Genomic DNA, 16,719 nt, shown 5'->3' with positions numbered 1-16,719 from the left:
AGTACGGTCGTTTGTGTGCTGATCTGGTACGTCAGCTATGGGTCGAACATGGCTGCGACGCGTCTGACCTGCTACCTGCGTGGTGGGCGCCCGGCCGGGGGCAACCTCGTGCACGCGGGCGCCCGCGACGCGCGCGCTCCACGGGCGTCGATGCCGGTGGTGATACCCGGCACGGTGTTCTTCGCGGGAGAGTCGCGGATCTGGGGCGGTGGCCGCGCGTTCTACGACCCCGACGCACCCGGCACCGTCGCGGCCCGCGCCTTTCTGGTGACGCGGGAACAGTTCGAGGACATTCACGCGCAGGAACCCGCCTGCTACGACCGCCTGGTCACGGTCGGATCCCGCAACGGCGTCCCCATGCGCACGTTCACCACCCGCGCCCGCGGCGACGTCGTCGCCAGGAATGCGCCCGCGCCCGCCTATCTCGCGACCATCGCGGACGGTCTCCGTGAGGCGCACGGCTGGGACGAACCGAAGGTCACCGATTATTTGACGCGACTTCGGGTTTCCTAGCCGACCCAACTGTGCTTACGTGAGACGGGCCACACGAGGTGGCGTTCACGAAAGGGAGTCGATGTCCGATCTGCATGTCGTAGCGACCATTCCTGCCAAGCCCGGCTCCGAGGACATTGTCGGCGGCGGACTGTCCGCGTTGGCCGCGGAGAGCCGCAAGGAGGAGGGCTGCATCTCGTACGAGGTCTTCGAATCGGCCGCGGTCGCGGGAACCTTCGTCACCGTGGAGGTGTGGACCGGCCAGGAGGCGCTCGACGCGCACATGCAGTCGCCGCACTTCCAGGCCGCACTCGGGACGTTCGGTGAGCACCTCGCCGGGGCACCGGGAATCCACCCGCTGAAGCCGGTTTCCTAGAGTCACATTTCGTGACCACACCACTCACCGTCATCGCCCCCGAAGGTCCGGTCCGCGGCGGCGTCGTCGTCATCCAGGAGGCGTTCGGCGTCACCGAGCACATCGTCGACGTCTGCCGTCGTTTCGCCGTGGCCGGGTATCACGCCGTCGCGCCGCACCTGTTCCACCGGAACGGGGATCCGGTGCTGGCCTACGACGACCTGAAGTCGGCGATGTCGCTGATCGGTGAGCTCACCGCGGAGCACATCGACGAGGACGTCGACGGGGCCGTCGCGGCTCTGTCGGCGGCCTCGATCGAACCGCGGAACACGGCGATCGTCGGATTCTGCATGGGCGGGACGGTCGCGTTCCACACGGCGACCCGCCTCGACCTGGGCGCGGCGGCGAGTTTCTACGGCGGCGGCATCGCGAAGGGGCGGTTCGGGTATCCGACGCAACTCGACGCCGCCGGCCGTCTCCGGACGCCGTGGCTGGGCCTGTTCGGCGACCGCGATAAGGGGATCCCGGCCGAGGAGGTCGAGGAACTGCGCACCGCCGCCGCCCACGCACCGGTCGACACCGACATCGTCCGCTACCCCGAGGCCGAACACGGCTTCCACTGCGACGACCGGCCCGCCGTGTACGACGAGGCGGCCGCCCGGGACGGATGGGCGCGAACGCTGCAGTGGTTCGGCACCCACGTCGACGGAACACGCGCAGCCGGAACCGACTGATCGCCGCCGAATCTCCTCGGGTGTACGGCAACGCGACATTCGTCCACGAATCAGACAGATCACGGCGTGTTGCGTTCGCCGCGTCTCGGGCGCCGCGTTTCCGCAGGTTTCGACGCCGGTGCGTCGCCGGGAATACGATGTGCGTCACAGGAGTACGTCGAAAACCCGCCTGACGTGGCGTCCGGTCTCCTTCCTGCGCGAGACCCGTAATCGAACCGTTATAGTCGGCGGCATGACTTCAGTTCTCGGTGTATCCGTCGGCGCCAGCGCGGTGCGCTTCGCGTGCCACGACGCCGTGAGCCTCGAAACCCCGACCTTCCAATCACGGTCGGTGACCGCAACACTCGAACGACCGGCGGAACTGGCCGCCGAGTCCATCGGGACGGTGCTCGCCGAGCGGGACGAGGCCGACGAGGTGGAGGCCATCGGCGTCGCGTACCAGGACGACGCGCAGGCCGGTGCCATGCAGGCCGCGATGGCGCGGCTGCAGATCGGCAACTTCCAACTGGTCCCCGAAGTCACCGCCGCGCTGCAGATGCTGGAGATGTCCGGGGAACTCGGCGACCACGCCACGCTCGTGTTCTACGACCTCGGCAGTTCGGGTCTCACCGTCACCGTCCTCGACCGCGACACCGGCATGGTGCTGAGCAGTGCCCGCTCGGATCAGATCAGCGGCGACCTCGTCGACCGGCTGATCTGCGACAACCAACTCGAACTTCACCGCTTCGCGCACCCCGCCGACGCTGCGGCCGCCTTCGCGCTCGCCGCGCGGTGCCGCGACGCGAAAGAGCAGCTGTCCAGCAACGGCGCCGTGTGCATGCCCGGCGAGGGCGGTCTGCTGCTTTTGTCGCAGGACACCTTCGATTCGCTCATCGTGGGTCCCGTCGAGACGTCGGCGCGCCTCACGCGTGAGGTCATCCGCCGCTCGGGACGCGTCCCCGACGCCGCGGTGCTGATCGGCGGCGGCGCGCACATTCCCTTGGTCGCGTCGGTGATGGAGTCCTGGCTCGACCTTCCCGTGATCGTCCCCGCGCAGCCCGAATTGGTGGCGGCCGAGGGTGCGGCCCTGCTGGCGCTCCCGACGTTCGACGAGTTCCTGGTACCTCTGCCCCAGCCGGAGCACGAGCCGGAGCCGGCGCACGAGCCGGAACTGGAGCTGGAACCCGAACCGGAACCGGAACCGGAGACGCAGGCCCTGTGGGCCTCGTCCCCGCACTCGAACTCGGACGAGGTGATCGCCCCGGCCCGGAAGCGTCGTGGTGTCGTCCTCGCAGGCGTTGGCGTGGTCGCCGCGGTCGGTCTCGGACTCGGCTTCGGCATCGACCTTCTGCAGGGTTCCGAGGAGGACGCGCAGCCGGCCGCGACGCAGGCGACGACGGAGGCGCCCGCCGCGCAGCAGGCGGCACCGCCGCAGCCCACGACGACCGCGGAAGTCCCCGCGCCCGTGGAGGCGGCTCCGTCGGTGGTCGACGAGCAGCCGGTGATCCCGCCGCAGACCGAGGTGCGCAGCACGTACCAGCCGCAGACGTGGATGCAGAGTCCGACGCAGGCGCCGGCCGCTCCCGACACGCAGAGCGTCGCGCCGACCGACACGTCGGCTCCGCCGACGACGACGGAACCCGCTCCGCTGATCCCGGGTCTGCCGCAGTTCCAGATGCCGACGATTCCGCCGCCCGCTCCGTTGGAATTGCCGCGGATCCCCGGGCTCTGATCCGTTATAACGACGGCGGTCGTCGCGAGGCCCCGACATGCTTGTCGTGACCAAACCGTTATAGTCTGGTCATGGTTTCAGTTCTGGGTGTATCGGTCGGTGCCAGCGCGGTGCGCGTGGCGTTCCCGGACGACGAGGGGGCCGTATTCCGGTCGTTTCCCGTGGATTCTGCTCACACCCACCCGGAACAGCTGGTTGCCGATTCCATCGAAACGGTGATGGCCCAATGCCCTGCCGCCGACGAGGTGCAGGCGATCGGTGTCGCGTATCGCGATCAGGCGCAAGCCGCTGCCGTGCAGGCCGCGATGGGCGACTGCCGGCTGGTCCCGGAGGTGACGGCGGTGCTCCGGCAGCTCGAGGCGTCGGGACAGCTCGACGACCATTCGACGCTCGTGTTCTACGACCTCGGCAGTTCCGGCCTCACCGTCACGGTCGTCGACCGGCTCACCGGGGAGGCCCTCGCCGCGGCACGGACCGAGGAGATCAGCGGCGACGGCATCGACCGCTTGATCCGCGACCACCAGCTCGAGCAGGAACGCATTGCCCGCCCGGTCGACGAGGCCGCGGAGTGGGCGCTTACCGAGCGCTGCCGGCGGGCCAAGGAGGAACTGTCCACGAACACCGCGGTCTGCGTGCCCGGCGACGGCGGTCTGCTGCTGCTCTCGCAGGACAATCTCGATTCGCTCATCGTCCGCCCGGTGGAGGCGTCGGCGCGCCTGGCGCGTGAAGTGATCGACTCGTCCGGACGCAGACCGGACGCGGTGGTTCTGATCGGGGGCGGCGCGCACATCCCGCTGGTGGCGTCGCTGATGGAGTCGTGGCTCGCGCTCCCGGTGATCGTGCCCGCACAACCCGAACTGGTCGCGGCGGAAGGTGCCGCGGTGCTGGCGCAGGAGTACTCGGGCCGGGTCGGGGCCCCGTCTGCCGCCGGGAAGTTCGCCAAGCCGGTGATCCGGGCCGGTGCGTTGGCCGGTGGTGCGCTGGCGGTCGTCGCGGTGATCGGTCTCGGTCTCGGTTACGGCAACCAGTTGCGGGGCGCGGAGGGCGAAGCGCAACCCGCCGCCACGCAGCCGAGCGCGGAGGAGGCGTCACCGTCGCCCGCGCCGTCGCCGGTGGCGCCGCCGCCGGCCGCGGTGTCGATTCCGGAGCCGGCCCAGGAGGAGGCGAGTGTGCCGGAACCGGCGCCCGCACCGGCCCCCGCCCCGCGGCCCCTCATTCCCGGTCTGCCGCAGATTCAGCTGCCGACCCTCCCACCGCCCCCGCCGCTACCGCCGCTGCCCCGGATTCCGGGCCTCTAGCGGATCGGGGCGGGTGCTACCGGCGCAGCATGTCCCGGACGTGGCCGGTCTCGTTGACCGACGCGACCCGTCGCTCGCCGTTGCGGGAGACGAGCACCCGCGTGACGGACACGTACTCGATCGGGAACACGAGAGGCCGGTCGAGGCCGAGAAGCTGCTGCAGGAACACGTTGACGACGCCGCCGTGGGCGAACACCGCGACGGTGTCCTCGTGGCCGGACTCGTCGACGATGCGGCCGAGGGACTCGAACACCCTGGTGCGGAATGCGTCGGCGTCGACAGACTCGGGGAACTCGCCTGCCCGGATGCGGGCGTAGGCCTCCGGTGCCCGTGCCTCCGCTTCGTGGAACGGGATGTAGTGGTCGAGGTCGTAGTCGTATTCCGCGAGCCCGACGTATTCGGTGACGGGAAGGTTGAGCGCCTCGGCGACCGGCGCCGCCGTCTCGAGTGCGCGGCGTTGCGGGCTGCTCACGATCCGGGCGATGCGGTACGGGGCCAGCGCGGCGGGCAGCCGCTTGGCCTGGGCGTGACCTTCCTCGGTCAGTGCGGGGTCCGCGCGCCCGTCGGACGCGGTGACGAGCTCGGGCAGCGCGTGGCGGATCAATAGCAGTTGCACGCAGCTCAGCTTGCCAGCTCCCGCACCAGCGCCGCGATCTGGCCGGGCTGATCGATCATCGCGTGGTGGTGCGCGGGGCGCACGACGCGGAACGTGGCGCCCAGGAAGTGCGCGAACTGCTTCTGCGTGCGGATCCACGCCGACCCCCAGGGCGTCGGGCGTCCGGTGTGGGCGGCGGCCACGACGGCGGGCGCCGTGATCGTCGTGGTCTCGCGCAGCGCGGCCAGTTCCTGGGCCAGTGCCGGGTACGACGCGTTCTCGACGATCGAGGATTCGAGGTATGCGGGCTCGCGGTAGATCCGTGCAACCCACCGGCGGGTGTCGGGGGCGATCCCGCCGGGTGGGGTCGAATGGTTCAGGACCCGGCGGACCGTGGGGCCGAGAAGTTTCTGCAGTCCCACCGCGCTGGCCGCCCGGGCCACCCGCCTGCCTGCCGTGACGCGCCACCGGGTCGGGATCAGGCGGTGCGGGCGGGTGGTGACGGTGGCGTCGAGCAGGATCACGCCGCCGGTCCGCTCGGGGTACAGCCGCGCGAACGCCTCGACGTAGATGCCGCCGAGCGAGTGGCCGACGACCACCGCCGGCGTGGTCACCCGAAGCGCGTCGAGAACGCCGGCGATTCTGTCGGCCTCACCGCGAGCGGACGGCCGCTCGGCGGACGGCGGACTGAGTCCGTACCCGGGTCGATCGATCCGCACGACGAGGCAGGTCTCGGACAGCAGTTCGACCACGTCGTCCCAGTCGAACCAGTTCCCGCCGAGGCCGCCGTAGAGGACGACGGGTGGGCCGTCGCCGTCGATCACCACGTGTACTCCCGCGACCATTTCCCCAGGACGTTTCACGTGGAACCATCCCTTTCCGGGGTGACGTGAATCACGCTGAGCGCCACGAAGATCAGCCACCCGCAGAACGCGAGCAGTTGGACGCGCTGGCCGAGCCCGAGCCAGGCGTCCTGTTGGCCGCGCAGTCCGGCGGCCGTCAGCGTCCACACCGTGCCCCCGACGAACACGATCGCCACGGCCCCGCCGGTCAGTTTCAACCAGGTCGGCCAGCCGTACCGGAACGCGGCCAGCAGGAACGCGAGGCACGACACCACGGCTCCCGTCGACGCGGACGCGCTGGTCATGGCGTGTAGATCGTGGGTGAGCGGCAGGTGCCCGGCGGATTCGCGCGCGGCGCACACGGCGTCGGTGGTGGCCGCGCAACTCATCGGCAGGCGCGAATCGGCGACGGTCGCGGCAGCGAACACGATCAGCGCGACCCACCCGACCGCCGTCACCCAGCCCTGGGAGTACCGCGACAGTCCGAGCACCCCGGCCACGGCGACGATGCATCCGGTCACCAGGTCGCCGGTCCGGAACCAGAATCCGTACGGCTGGTCCGCGGCGGCGAGTTCGCTCGCGAACCCCCGCAGTGGATCGATGCCGGTGTCGAGGACGAATTCGAGCAGCCACGACGCGTAGCCCACGGCGCCGAGGATCAGCAGTGCCGCGACGGCCACCCGGCCACGGGCGGTCATTGCCTCGGCTTGGCCAGGGGGAAGGCGAGGGTTTCGCGGATGCTGCCGCCGGTGATGAGCATGACCACCCGGTCGACGCCCATGCCGAGACCACCGGTCGGCGGCATGGCGTGTTCGAGCGCCTGCAGGAAGTCCTCGTCGAGTTCCATCGCCTCCTCGTCGCCGCCGGCCGCGAGCATCGACTGCTCGGTGAGGCGGTTCCGCTGATCGACCGGGTCGGTGAGTTCGCTGTAGGCGGTGCCGAGTTCGACGCCCCACGCGACGAGATCCCATTTGGCCGCGACCCCCGGAATCGTGGGGTGCGGACGCGTCAGCGGCGACATCGACGTGGGGAAGTTGGTGTAGAACGTGGGGAACTCGGTGTAGTCCTCCACCAGGTGCTCGTACATTTCCTGCGCCACGGCGCCGGCGTCCCACGCGGACTGGTACGGGATCTCGTGTTCGTCGCAGAGCCGGTGCAGTTCCGCGAGCGGTGTCTCGGGGGAGACGTCGACGCCGAGTTTCTCGGCGACCGCCTGGTGCATCGTCTTGACGGGCCAGTCGCCGGAGATGTCGACCTCCACGAGCGTGCCGTCGGGGCCCGGCCGCATGATGATCTCGCGCCCGTACGCCGCGACCGCCGCCGTCTGGATGAGCTCCCGGCACAGGACCATCATCTTCTCGTAGTCGCTGTGCGCCTCGTAGGCCTCGAGGATCGTGAATTCCGGGTTGTGCTTGAAATCGACGCCCTCGTTGCGGAAGACGCGGCCGATCTCGAACACCTTCTCCATGCCTGCGACGCACAGGCGTTTGAGGTACAGCTCCGGCGCGATCCGCAGGTACAGGTCCAGGTTGTAGGCGTTGATGTGGGTGAGGAACGGGGCCGCGTTGGCGCCGCCGTGCACCTGCTGCAGGATCGGGGTCTCCACCTCGAGGAATCCGCGGCCGCCGAGCGAATCGCGCAGCGACTTCACGACGGCGCTGCGGGCCTCGAGCAGGCGGCGGGCGTCCGAGTTGATGGCGAGGTCGACGTACCGCTGCCGCACCCGGGTTTCCGGGTCGGACAGGCCCTTCCACTTGTCGGGCAGGGGGTGCAGGCACTTGCCGGTCATGCGCCACTCGTTCGCGAGCAGCGACAGCGCACCACGACGGCTGTATCCGATGACGCCGGCGACCTCGACGAGGTCCCCGAGGTCGAATTCGGCGGCGAACGCCCGGATTCGGTCGGTACCCACCCGCGCCTCGTCGACGAGGATCTGGATGTCGCCGGACCAGTCCCGGACCACGGCGAACACGACGCCGCCGTAGTCGCGGATCCGGAGCAGGCGGCCGGCGATGCGGACGGTGGTCCCCTCCGGCGACTCCACGGCCTCGGACACCGTGTGGGACGGTGGGTACGCGACCGGGTAGGGGTCGATTCCCTGTTCCGCGAGGCCGGCCAACTTGTCGAGCCGGACGCGGACCTGCTCGGGACGTTTCGGTCCGGTCGCCGTCGGTGCGAGGCCCTCGCCGGGTGCGCTGCCGTCGGAGTGCAGTCCCTCGGCGGCGACGAGTGCGGCGGGGACCGCGGCGTGGTGGCCGGTGTGAGCGATGGCGTCGTGGGTTCCGGAGCGGCCGAACCGGGGCAACGTCACGAATCCTTCCGCGACCGCCGAGGCGAATCCGACGCGCAGCAGTTCCCGGTTGTCCTCGAAGCAGAGGAACCGCGGCACCCACTCCGGCTGGTACTTCACGTTGGACCGGTACAGCGCCTCGAGCTGCCACCAGCGGGAGAAGAAGACGAGGATCGAGCGCCAGATCCGCAGGATGGGTCCGGCGCCGATGCGGGAGCCCTCCTCGAAGACCGAGCGGAACACCGCGAAGTTCAGCGACACCTTGGTGATGCCGAATTGGTCGGAGGTGGTGGCCAGTTCGGACACCATCAGCTCGACCACCCCGTTGGGGGAGGTCGGCTTGCGGCGCATCAGGTCGAGCGAGACGCCCGTGGGTCCCCACGGAACCAGCGACAGGATGCCGTCGATCTCACCGTCCTCGGCGATGGCCTCCACGAGCAGGCAGTCGCCGTCGAGGCGGTCACCGAGCCGGCCGAGCGCCATCGAGAAGCCGCGCTCGGTCGCGGTGTCGCGCCAGGCGTCCGCGAGCCGGATGGCCTCGGCCATCTCCTCGGGGGGAACGTCGCGGTGCCTGCGGATCCGGACGGTGACGCCCTGGCGGCGGACGCGGGTCACGGCCTGGCGGACCTGCCGCATGTCGCGTCCGCTGAGGTTGAACTCGCGGGTGCGGAGGATCGCTTCGTCACCGAGTTGGAGGACGGTGAGACCGGCCTTGTTGTAGGCGGTGGCCCCGGTTTCGCTGGCGCCCATCACGGCGGTGGCCCAACCGTATTGGGATGCGAGTGCCTGCCACGCCTCGATCGCGTGCGGCCACGCCTCCGGGTCGCCGATCGGATCCCCGCTGGCCAGGCACACACCGAGTTCGACGCGGTACGTGATGGCCGCTTTCCCGCTCGGTGCGAATACGACGGCCTTGTCGCGGCGGGTGGCGAAGTAGCCGAGGGAGTCGTCGGCGCCGTACTGCAACAGCAGTCCCCGCAGCGCCGATTCGTCGTTGCCGGTGAGCGCGTTGTGGGAGCGCTGGGCGCGGAACAGGGTGATGACGGCGGCGAGGAGGGCGATCGCGCCGAACAGGCCGAGGAGGGTGTTGACGAATCCGTGCGGGCGACCGCTGAACTGTTCGTTGTCGGCGGCGGCGAGCGCGGTCACGCGGTTGAGCGCCCACAGGAAACGCTCGCCCTGCGGCAGGGTGCCGGGGAACAGTTCGACGAGTCCCCACCCGACGAGGGTGCCGATGGCGAGTCCGACGATGAGCACGCCCAGCGCTTTCCAGCCTGCGCCGCGCCGGACCCGGGTGTAGAACTCGGGCCGGGCCGCGATGAGGATGCCGATCAGCACCACCTGGACCACGGCGGCGACCATCGCGTTCACGTTCCGGTCGGTGATGCTCACGATCACGTTGGTGATCAGGATCAGAGTCAGATAGAGCGTCAGCAGCCACCACGCGATGCGCTTGCGGCTCGCGAGCGCCGCCGCGAGCAGCGCGACCACCAGCGCCCACGACAGGCTGGTGTCGGGGGCGTCGAAGTAGTAGGTGTCGATGTACTCCCGCGGCACGTGCACGTAGTAGCGCAGCACCGGTGAGATGCTCCACAGGAACACGAGCACCGAGAAGACGCCCAGGATCAGTCCCGCGATGTGGGGAACCTGGTGCAGGCGCCCGCTCTTCGAGCCGAGTGCGGGCCGGGGCCGTGGTGCGGTGGGGACGGCCGCCTCGGACGCGTGGTGTGTCTCGGTGCTAGCTGACATCGAGCGTTTCCTTCCCGGCGAGAGATACGTACCGATCACGGGAGACAGATGTTCCAGTGTTCAGTGTGAGCCGTCGGGCCGCGATTTGGGTGAAGAGGGAAGATAGAGGCATGTCCGACATTCACGACGCCGTGCCGATCCGCGACGAATCCATCCGTCTCGGCCAATTCCTGAAGCTCGCCAACCTCATCGAGTCGGGGGCCGAGGCGAAGGAAGTGATCGCCGACGGACTCGTGTCGGTGAACGGTGAGATCGAGGTGCGGCGGGGTCGGCAGTTGCGGGACGGGGACGTCGTGGAGATCGGTGGGATGACGGCCCGGGTGAGTTCTCAGTCCTGACGGGCGGCGGTCGCGAACCGCTGCAGGAACAGTGCCTCGGCGATGGCGAGGTTCTCGATTTCGCTGGGATCCACACTCTCGTTGGGGGCGTGGATGAGGCAGCGCGGTTCCTCCACCCCGATCAGGGCGATCTCCGCGGTCGGGATCACGGCGGAGAAGACGTTGCACAGCGGGATGGAGCCGCCCTGCCCGGCGGTTCCGAGGTCTGTCCCGAATGCCTCCTCCATCGCCGCGCCGAGGGCGGCGTAACCGGGACCGTCCGTGGTCGCGCGGAACGGGGAGCCGACTGCTTCGCGTTCCACCGTCACCCGCGCATTCCACGGTGCGGCGTTCTCGAGGTGCGCGGCGAGGGCGTCCTGCGCCCTCTGCGGGTCCATCCCGGGCGGCACCCGCAGGTTGAGGCGGGCCGAGGCGCGTGGCGCAATGGCGGCGGCGGAGCCGACCACGGGCGGGCAGTCGATGCCGAGGATGGTCAGGGCGGGCCGGGCCCACACGGCGTCGGCGACGGAAGCCGAGCCGGCGAGACCGACACCGTCGAGCACCCCGGCGTCCGTGCGGAACTGGGCCTCGGGGTAGTCGACGCCCGGCCACGTCTGGTCGGATTCGAGTCCGTCGACGACGGTGTTGCCGTCCGCGTCACGCAGTGTGGCGAGCATCCGGACGAGCGCGGCGAGTGCGTCGGGGGCCGGTCCGCCGTACATGCCCGAATGCACCTCCCCGGCCAGGGTCTCGACGTGGACCACGACGTTCGCGATGCCACGCAGGGTGGTGGTGACGGTGGGTCTGCCGACGGCGGCGTTTCCGGTGTCGACGACGAGGATCATGTCGGCGTCGAACAGTTCGGGCCTGGCCTCGACGAGGTTCTCGAGGCCACCGGTGCCCATTTCCTCGGACCCTTCGGCGACGATTCTGATGCCGACGGGGAACGGGGTGCCGAGTGCGCGCAATGCCAGCAGGTGCATCACGATGTTGCCCTTGCAGTCGGCCGCGCCCCGCCCGTACCAGCGCCCGTCCCGCTCGGTGAGGGTGAACGGGTCGGTGTGCCACAGGTTCTCGTCGCCGGGCGGTTGAACGTCGTAGTGGCAGTACAGCAGCACCGTCGGGGCGCCGTCGGGCGCGGGTTGATGTCCGACGACGGCGTGTGAACCGTCGGACGTCTCGATCAGTTCGACCTGTCCGATTCCGGCCCCGGCGAACGCGTCCTCGACCCAGTGGGCGGCGCGAAGGCATTCCTCCGGCGGGAACTGCCGCGGATCGGCCACCGACCGCATGGCCACCAGCTCGGCGAGTTCGTCACGCGCCGTGGGCATCAGCGCGGCCACCCTGGAACGGATTTCGTCGGACATCAACGCCTCCTCGAGTGTCAGGTCGGTCCCGGCGTACTCAGCGGACGACGACGCCGTCCTGATCGCTGTAGACGGTCTCGCCGGGGTTGAACGTCACGCCGCCGATCTCGATCGGGACGTTCTTCTCACCGGAGCCGGTCTGGGTGCTCTTGCGGGGGTTGGTGCCGAGTGCCTTGACGCCGATGTCCAGGGTCTTCAGGATCGCCGAGTCGCGGACCGCGCCGTTGACGATCACGCCTGCCCAGCCGTTGTCGACGCCGCGGCCGGCGATGATGTCGCCGACCAGGGCGGTGTGGATGCTGGCGTCGCCGTCGACCACGAGGACGCCGCCGTTGCCGGGCTCGCCGAGGGTCTGCTTGACCAGCAGGTTGTCCTGGAAGCACTTGATGGTGGTGATGGGGCCGGAGAACACTTCACGGCCGCCGAACTGGATGAACTGCGTGTCGCAGCTCCGGATGTCGGGTCCGATCTCGTCTGCCAGGTCAGCGGTTGCCACGGGTTCAGTCATACGCGCCAGGATAGAGGTCCGGCGCTGGGAGAATGCGAGCCATGACCATTGCAGTGACTGGAGCCACCGGGTCCGTCGGCGGCAAGGTGCTCGAGAGGCTCGGCGGCGGCGCGGGTGTGCGGCTGATCGGGCGGAACGCGCAGCGGCTCGGGCCGCTGGCCGAGCATTTCGACTCCGCGTTCGCCGTGGCCACGTACGCCGACGGTCCGGCGATGACGGCCGCGCTGGACGGTGTCCGGTTGCTGTTCCTCGTCTCGGGTCACGAGAGCGCGACCCGGCGCGAGGAGCACCGCACCGCCGTGGACGCGGCCCGTGCCGCCGGGGTGGAGCGGATCGTCTACCTGTCGTTTCTGGGCGCGGCGCCCGAGTGCACGTTCACGTTCGGCCGCGACCACTACTTCACGGAGCAGCACATCCGGGAGAGCGGCCTGAAGTTCACGTTCCTGCAGGACGGCTGGTATCAGTCGATCATTCCGCTGATGGCCGACGATCAGGGCGTCATCCGGGGGCCCGCCGGCGACGGCCGGGTGAGCGCGGTGGCACCCGACGACGTCGCCGATGCGGTGACGGCCGTCCTCACCACCGGTAACGGCGACCACGACGGCGTCACCTACCGGCTGACGGGACCGGACGCGTTCACTCTCACCGAGGCGGCCGAGACGATCACGAGGGTGACCGGACGTTCGGTGCGTTTCGAGAACGAGACCCTGGCCGAGGCGTACGCGTCGCGGGCCCACTACGTGGCGCCGGAATTCGAGGTCGCAGGGTGGGTGACCTCGTACGCGGCGATCGCGGCCGGCGAGTTGGCGGTGGTGACGGGCGACGTCGAGACGCTCACCGGGCGTCCGCCGCAGACGTTCGCCGACTACCTTTCCAGCTACACTTGACCAAGTCCTGGCATAGCGAGCGGTAGATAGGTCTTTGATGGTCAGCTCATCCAAGGGTGCGACGCCGCCCATCGAGGTCGGCAACGCGGCAGACTGGCGCCGCCTCGAACCCACGAAGTTGACGCCGATCCTCAGCGCCTCCCTCGACGCGTTCTACGAACACGGCTTCCACGGCACCTCGGTGCGTGACATCGCCCGCCGTGTCGGTGTCACGGTACCCGCTCTCTACTACCACCACGAGAACAAGGAGGCCGTTCTCCTCGCGCTTCTCGAACTCTCCACCAGCGACGTCCTCGAGCGGGCCCACGCCGCGAGCGCCGACGGCGGCGACGATCCGGTGCAACGGCTCGCCAACGTGATCGAGGCGATCGTGCTGCGGATGACCATGCGGTCCCGCCTGGCGGCGCTCGAGAGCGAGGTGCGGTACCTGAGCCCGGAGAACCGGCAGCGGTACCGCACCGTCCGCAAGGGCGTGGAGGAACTGGTGCTCGAGATCGTCAAGGAAGGCAAGAAGCGGGAGCTGTTCGACGTGGCGGATGCCGCGGAGACCACGCGGGCGCTTCTCGGCATGTGCCAGTCGATTCCACGCTGGTACCACGCCGAAGGCAAGCTGACCCCGGACGCGGTGGCCCGCAAGTACGTCGAGATCGCCATGAAGACGGTCGGCTCCACCGAGCTTCCCGTCAAGCCGAAGAAGAGGCGCACCGCCGACGTCTGACCGGCGATGCGCCCCGGCAGGGTGCGGTCGTCAGCTCCCCAGACCCGACGACGCGACGACGTCGAACTGTGCCGTCGCCTCGGCGGGAGTGCCGTTCGGCGGGGCGAACGTGAAGACGACGGAGTAGCGGCCGGCCTCGTGGGTCCGGATCGCCGCCGTCCCGGCACCGAGGGTGAGCGGGATGCTGCGGGTGTTCACATCGCCGTCGGGTTCGGTGATCTCGAGTTCGGCCGGGGTGGATCCGTCCGTGCCGGCCGGAGTGGGAGTGACCAGCGCGCCGAGCGTCACCAGATTGTTGGCGCGGACGGTGCCGATCGGCGGAATGACGGTGATCTGGTAGGTGGTGGCGGCGGTTGCCGTGGGCGCCAGAGCGAGTGTGGCCGCTCCGGCCAGTGCGGCAATGGTCAGGGTCCCTCGCGAGAAGTGCACAAAATCCCTTCCTGTCGACGGTCTCTATGCGCGGCCACGTTACGGCAGAACCGGGAGTTGCCCACCCTCATTCGCCGTGTGTCCGAGAATAGTTCGAACACACGGCTTTACGTCGATCAGGCGTCCAAAGCGGTTCGGGATGAGGTGTTTTCCGGCGCGACCGTACCGTTGGTGTGCTGCACAGGGCAGGTTCGGGGGAAGGTGCCCAGTTTCTCCACGTCGTACCCGTTCGGGTAGCTGCGAATGTTGGGCAGGTCGCGGGCGAACTTGGGCACGGTGCGCACGGGATAGAACCGGACGAGCCGGGCGCGGGCCTTCAGTGCGCCCCGGGACAGCGTCCGCGCGAGGCGGGACGGCCGACGGTAGGCGAACGCGTCGAGAAGCGGATCGTCCATCAGGGCCCAGGAGAACCGTTTGATCAGGGCGGCGGGTGCGAGATTGTTCGGCGGGAACGTGCAGAGGAGGTCGAGCGTGGAGTCGGCGACGGCGCGGCCGCCCGAGTCGAAGAGGAAGTGTTCCCGCTCGTAGTCGTCCAAGAACTTCTCGAACGCCTCGAAGGTCTCGGGAATCTCCTTGATCCCCATGTACTTGCCGAGCGCACGGTAGTAGTTGGTGGTACCGACGATCTCGTTGCGGGTGAGTTTCCGCCAGCCGAAGTCTTCGATCCAGCGCGCCGGGATCACCACGAACGTCGACAGCACGTACCGCATGTCGTCGTTGGAGATGTCGTAGGAGCCGTGCATCTGGTTCATCCGGCGGATGCCGGCGCGGCCCGGGTCGCTGGTGAGGCCGTTTTCGAGGACCGCGTCGAGGATGAGGCCGGTGTCGTCGTAGCGTTTCTGCACGCGTTCGGTGAATTCGCCGGTCTCGAACAGCAGCCTGCCGATGGTGGGCACCGCGTACGTCCGGAACAGCGCGAAGCTGAGGGCTTGGTTGATGTCCCAGGGAAACTCCTGCGTGGCGAGAATCCGGGCGATCTCTTCGTACTGCGTCTCGGGGTCGAGGCGGTCGGTCCGGCGACGTAGGTCGAAGCGTTTCATGAGTTTCACTTCCTGCAGCGGCTGTGACAGATGGCCAGGCAATTTAGCGATCGTTCAGATGGCTCGACTGTATCCCCTGTCACAGTGCGACGCCAGAGTGGCATTATGCAAACACATGGCACGAAATTCTCCCCAGACCGACCGCATCGTGATGCTGACGGAACTCCTCGCCGACGAGCCGGAGACGCCCCGGAGCCTCGCCGACATCGCCCGGCACCTCGGCGTCGCGAAGGCCACCTGCTACCCGATGGTCGTCGCACTGACCGAAGCCGGCTGGCTCATCCGGCACCCCACCCGCAAGACCTACCGTCTCGGTCCCGCGTTGATCCCGGTCGGGCGGGCCGCGGAGACGGCCACGGACGTCGTCGACCTCGCGCGGTCGGTGATGCACGAACTGGCCGACGCGTCCGACATGGCGTCCATCGCGTTCGTGCAATCGGGAAGCGACGTGGTGGTGGCGGAGGTGGTGCAACCGGTCGGCGGGCGCCGGGGGACCCTCGGGTTGCGTCTCGGCGACAAGGTGCTGCTCGTGCCGCCCATCGGTTCGGGAATCGCGGCCTGGTATCCGCAGGAGCAGCGCGACGAGTGGTACGCCCTCGGCGGGCAGAGCCTCGGTGTCGACGTGGACGTGCTGCGCGCGACGTACGAGCCGGCTCTCGCGCTCGTCCGGGAGCGCGGATACGCGATGGAATGCATGCAGCAGCAACAGCATTCGCTGGCAGATGCAGTGTCGGAACTCCGCGGTCGCGGAGTGGGAGGGCACCGCTCGACCGTCGCGCTGCGGGAGGCGCGCAAACTGCTGTCGGCGGATGCGGTGGTCGGCGACATCGACCCGGAGGGCAGTTACCAGCCGCTGTCGATCAACGCGGCGGCGTTCGACCGCGACGGTGAACCGGCTGTCGTGCTGTGCGTCGCCGATGCGTCCCGGCCGATGTCGGGGGTGCGCACGGCGGAAATCGGTGAATTGGTCCGCGACGCCGCGGCCCGGGTGACGACCGCCATGCACGGCCGCCACCCGTGAGTACTTGTTAACCGCGGGCGGTTAACAAGTACTCACAAGCTACTTGAGCTCGGCGAGGACGGTGCCCTGGGTGATGGCGGAGCCGGGTTCGACGGCGAGGCCGGTGACGGTGCCGGCCTTGTGGGCGTTGACGGGGTTTTCCATCTTCATGGCCTCGAGGACGGCGATGAGGTCGCCCTCGGCGACTTGTTGTCCTTCTTCGACGGCGACCTTGACGACGGTGCCCTGCATGGGGGCGGTGACGGCGTCACCGGAGGCGGCGCCGCCGTGGGCGCCGCCGCGGGTGCGGGCCTTGGGCTTCTTGCGGACCGCGCCGGCGGGGGCACCGTTGCCGGTGCCGAGGGTGAACTGGCCGGGCAGCGATAC

At 69.2% G+C, this 16,719-nt stretch carries 18 protein-coding genes; 9 read left to right on the top strand and 9 right to left on the bottom strand.

What is annotated here, in order from left to right:
• The first annotated feature begins 15 nt into the window (after positions 1-15).
• The 5 genes from ACFTZB_RS14880 (at position 16) to ACFTZB_RS14860 (ending at position 4,590) form a co-directional block, all read left to right on the top strand.
• Complete coding sequence (locus ACFTZB_RS14880; protein WP_378432563.1) at positions 16-513, top strand: hypothetical protein; 498 nt, start codon at positions 16-18, stop codon at positions 511-513.
• A gap of 61 nt (positions 514-574) precedes the next feature.
• The gene (locus ACFTZB_RS14875) at positions 575-868 is read left to right on the top strand and encodes a putative quinol monooxygenase (RefSeq protein ID WP_378432562.1); all 294 of its coding nucleotides are present in this window, start codon (positions 575-577) and stop codon (positions 866-868) included.
• A gap of 11 nt (positions 869-879) precedes the next feature.
• Positions 880-1,581 carry a dienelactone hydrolase family protein gene (locus tag ACFTZB_RS14870; protein WP_378432561.1) on the top strand — a complete coding sequence of 234 codons (702 nt, stop codon included), beginning with the start codon at positions 880-882 and terminating at the stop codon, positions 1,579-1,581.
• 232 nt (positions 1,582-1,813) lie between these two features.
• On the top strand, positions 1,814-3,292 hold the full coding sequence (locus tag ACFTZB_RS14865; protein ID WP_378432560.1) for an Hsp70 family protein: 1,479 nt from the start codon (positions 1,814-1,816) through the stop codon (positions 3,290-3,292).
• Positions 3,293-3,363: 71 nt separating this feature from the next.
• On the top strand, positions 3,364-4,590 hold the full coding sequence (locus ACFTZB_RS14860; RefSeq protein WP_378432559.1) for an Hsp70 family protein: 1,227 nt from the start codon (positions 3,364-3,366) through the stop codon (positions 4,588-4,590).
• Positions 4,591-4,606: 16 nt separating this feature from the next.
• On the opposite strand, the gene ACFTZB_RS14855 is transcribed toward ACFTZB_RS14860, so the two are convergent.
• From ACFTZB_RS14855 to lysX, 4 genes are read right to left on the bottom strand one after another with little or no spacing between them, the layout of a single operon-like run.
• Positions 4,607-5,206 (bottom strand): histidine phosphatase family protein, encoded by a 600-nt coding sequence (locus ACFTZB_RS14855; RefSeq protein WP_378432558.1) that lies wholly within the window; start codon positions 5,204-5,206, stop codon positions 4,607-4,609.
• Positions 5,207-5,211: 5 nt separating this feature from the next.
• Positions 5,212-6,030, bottom strand: coding sequence for an alpha/beta fold hydrolase (locus ACFTZB_RS14850; RefSeq protein ID WP_378432586.1), 819 nt, complete (start codon positions 6,028-6,030; stop codon positions 5,212-5,214).
• Positions 6,031-6,044: 14 nt separating this feature from the next.
• The gene (locus ACFTZB_RS14845) at positions 6,045-6,725 is read right to left on the bottom strand and encodes a DUF998 domain-containing protein (protein ID WP_378432557.1); all 681 of its coding nucleotides are present in this window, start codon (positions 6,723-6,725) and stop codon (positions 6,045-6,047) included.
• Entirely contained in the window at positions 6,722-10,066 is a 3,345-nt protein-coding gene (lysX, locus tag ACFTZB_RS14840) for a bifunctional lysylphosphatidylglycerol synthetase/lysine--tRNA ligase LysX (RefSeq protein WP_378432555.1), read from the bottom strand. The genes ACFTZB_RS14845 and lysX overlap by 4 nt, the downstream gene beginning before the upstream one ends.
• Before the next feature lie 110 nt (positions 10,067-10,176).
• Here lysX and ACFTZB_RS14835 point away from each other — a divergent pair, with 110 nt between their 5' ends.
• Complete coding sequence (locus tag ACFTZB_RS14835) at positions 10,177-10,404, top strand: RNA-binding S4 domain-containing protein (protein ID WP_378432553.1); 228 nt, start codon at positions 10,177-10,179, stop codon at positions 10,402-10,404.
• Here the strand turns inward: ACFTZB_RS14835 and ACFTZB_RS14830 are convergent.
• Positions 10,395-11,750: a dipeptidase gene (locus tag ACFTZB_RS14830; RefSeq protein WP_378432552.1), complete on the bottom strand. Its 1,356-nt coding sequence runs from the start codon at positions 11,748-11,750 to the stop codon at positions 10,395-10,397. The two genes, ACFTZB_RS14835 and ACFTZB_RS14830, sit on opposite strands and share 10 nt — an antisense overlap.
• 37 nt (positions 11,751-11,787) lie before the next feature.
• On the bottom strand, positions 11,788-12,258 hold the full coding sequence (rraA, locus tag ACFTZB_RS14825; protein WP_005563989.1) for a ribonuclease E activity regulator RraA: 471 nt from the start codon (positions 12,256-12,258) through the stop codon (positions 11,788-11,790).
• 41 nt (positions 12,259-12,299) lie between these two features.
• Here rraA and ACFTZB_RS14820 point away from each other — a divergent pair, with 41 nt between their 5' ends.
• Both ACFTZB_RS14820 and ACFTZB_RS14815 read left to right on the top strand, forming a co-directional pair.
• Positions 12,300-13,145: an SDR family oxidoreductase gene (locus ACFTZB_RS14820; protein ID WP_378432551.1), complete on the top strand. Its 846-nt coding sequence runs from the start codon at positions 12,300-12,302 to the stop codon at positions 13,143-13,145.
• A gap of 37 nt (positions 13,146-13,182) precedes the next feature.
• The gene (locus tag ACFTZB_RS14815) at positions 13,183-13,863 is read left to right on the top strand and encodes a TetR/AcrR family transcriptional regulator (protein ID WP_072942833.1); all 681 of its coding nucleotides are present in this window, start codon (positions 13,183-13,185) and stop codon (positions 13,861-13,863) included.
• Positions 13,864-13,893: 30 nt separating this feature from the next.
• Here the strand turns inward: ACFTZB_RS14815 and ACFTZB_RS14810 are convergent, their stop codons facing one another.
• Positions 13,894-14,292, bottom strand: coding sequence for a hypothetical protein (locus ACFTZB_RS14810; protein ID WP_378432550.1), 399 nt, complete (start codon positions 14,290-14,292; stop codon positions 13,894-13,896).
• A 116-nt stretch (positions 14,293-14,408) separates the two neighbouring features.
• Complete coding sequence (locus ACFTZB_RS14805) at positions 14,409-15,332, bottom strand: oxygenase MpaB family protein (protein ID WP_378432549.1); 924 nt, start codon at positions 15,330-15,332, stop codon at positions 14,409-14,411.
• Between the two features lie 115 nt (positions 15,333-15,447).
• Here ACFTZB_RS14805 and ACFTZB_RS14800 point away from each other — a divergent pair, with 115 nt between their 5' ends.
• Complete coding sequence (locus ACFTZB_RS14800) at positions 15,448-16,353, top strand: IclR family transcriptional regulator (protein ID WP_219455441.1); 906 nt, start codon at positions 15,448-15,450, stop codon at positions 16,351-16,353.
• A 39-nt stretch (positions 16,354-16,392) separates the two neighbouring features.
• Here the strand turns inward: ACFTZB_RS14800 and ACFTZB_RS14795 are convergent.
• The coding region (locus ACFTZB_RS14795) for an acetyl-CoA carboxylase biotin carboxyl carrier protein subunit (protein WP_378432548.1) at positions 16,393-16,719 on the bottom strand (327 nt) is incomplete at its 5' end.

Origin of the sequence: Rhodococcus sp. NPDC057014, from assembly GCF_042673295.1 — a bacterium.
Taxonomy (GTDB): Bacteria; Actinomycetota; Actinomycetes; order Mycobacteriales; family Mycobacteriaceae; genus Rhodococcus_F.
This window is presented reverse-complemented; position numbering and strand designations above follow the sequence as displayed.

What these genes read in the sequence shown, in the direction of transcription:
- lysX (WP_378432555.1), bottom strand. Translation starts at nt 10,066, where the DNA reads ATGTCAGCTAGCACCGAGACACACCACGCGTCCGAGGCGGCCGTCCCC.
- ACFTZB_RS14860 (WP_378432559.1), top strand. Translation starts at nt 3,364, where the DNA reads ATGGTTTCAGTTCTGGGTGTATCGGTCGGTGCCAGCGCGGTGCGCGTG.
- ACFTZB_RS14820 (WP_378432551.1), top strand. Translation starts at nt 12,300, where the DNA reads ATGACCATTGCAGTGACTGGAGCCACCGGGTCCGTCGGCGGCAAGGTG.
- ACFTZB_RS14845 (WP_378432557.1), bottom strand. Translation starts at nt 6,725, where the DNA reads ATGACCGCCCGTGGCCGGGTGGCCGTCGCGGCACTGCTGATCCTCGGC.
- ACFTZB_RS14875 (WP_378432562.1), top strand. Translation starts at nt 575, where the DNA reads ATGTCCGATCTGCATGTCGTAGCGACCATTCCTGCCAAGCCCGGCTCC.
- rraA (WP_005563989.1), bottom strand. Translation starts at nt 12,258, where the DNA reads ATGACTGAACCCGTGGCAACCGCTGACCTGGCAGACGAGATCGGACCC.
- ACFTZB_RS14850 (WP_378432586.1), bottom strand. Translation starts at nt 6,030, where the DNA reads ATGGTCGCGGGAGTACACGTGGTGATCGACGGCGACGGCCCACCCGTC.
- ACFTZB_RS14865 (WP_378432560.1), top strand. Translation starts at nt 1,814, where the DNA reads ATGACTTCAGTTCTCGGTGTATCCGTCGGCGCCAGCGCGGTGCGCTTC.
- ACFTZB_RS14800 (WP_219455441.1), top strand. Translation starts at nt 15,448, where the DNA reads ATGGCACGAAATTCTCCCCAGACCGACCGCATCGTGATGCTGACGGAA.
- ACFTZB_RS14835 (WP_378432553.1), top strand. Translation starts at nt 10,177, where the DNA reads ATGTCCGACATTCACGACGCCGTGCCGATCCGCGACGAATCCATCCGT.
- ACFTZB_RS14830 (WP_378432552.1), bottom strand. Translation starts at nt 11,750, where the DNA reads ATGTCCGACGAAATCCGTTCCAGGGTGGCCGCGCTGATGCCCACGGCG.
- ACFTZB_RS14815 (WP_072942833.1), top strand. Translation starts at nt 13,183, where the DNA reads ATGGTCAGCTCATCCAAGGGTGCGACGCCGCCCATCGAGGTCGGCAAC.
- ACFTZB_RS14805 (WP_378432549.1), bottom strand. Translation starts at nt 15,332, where the DNA reads ATGAAACGCTTCGACCTACGTCGCCGGACCGACCGCCTCGACCCCGAG.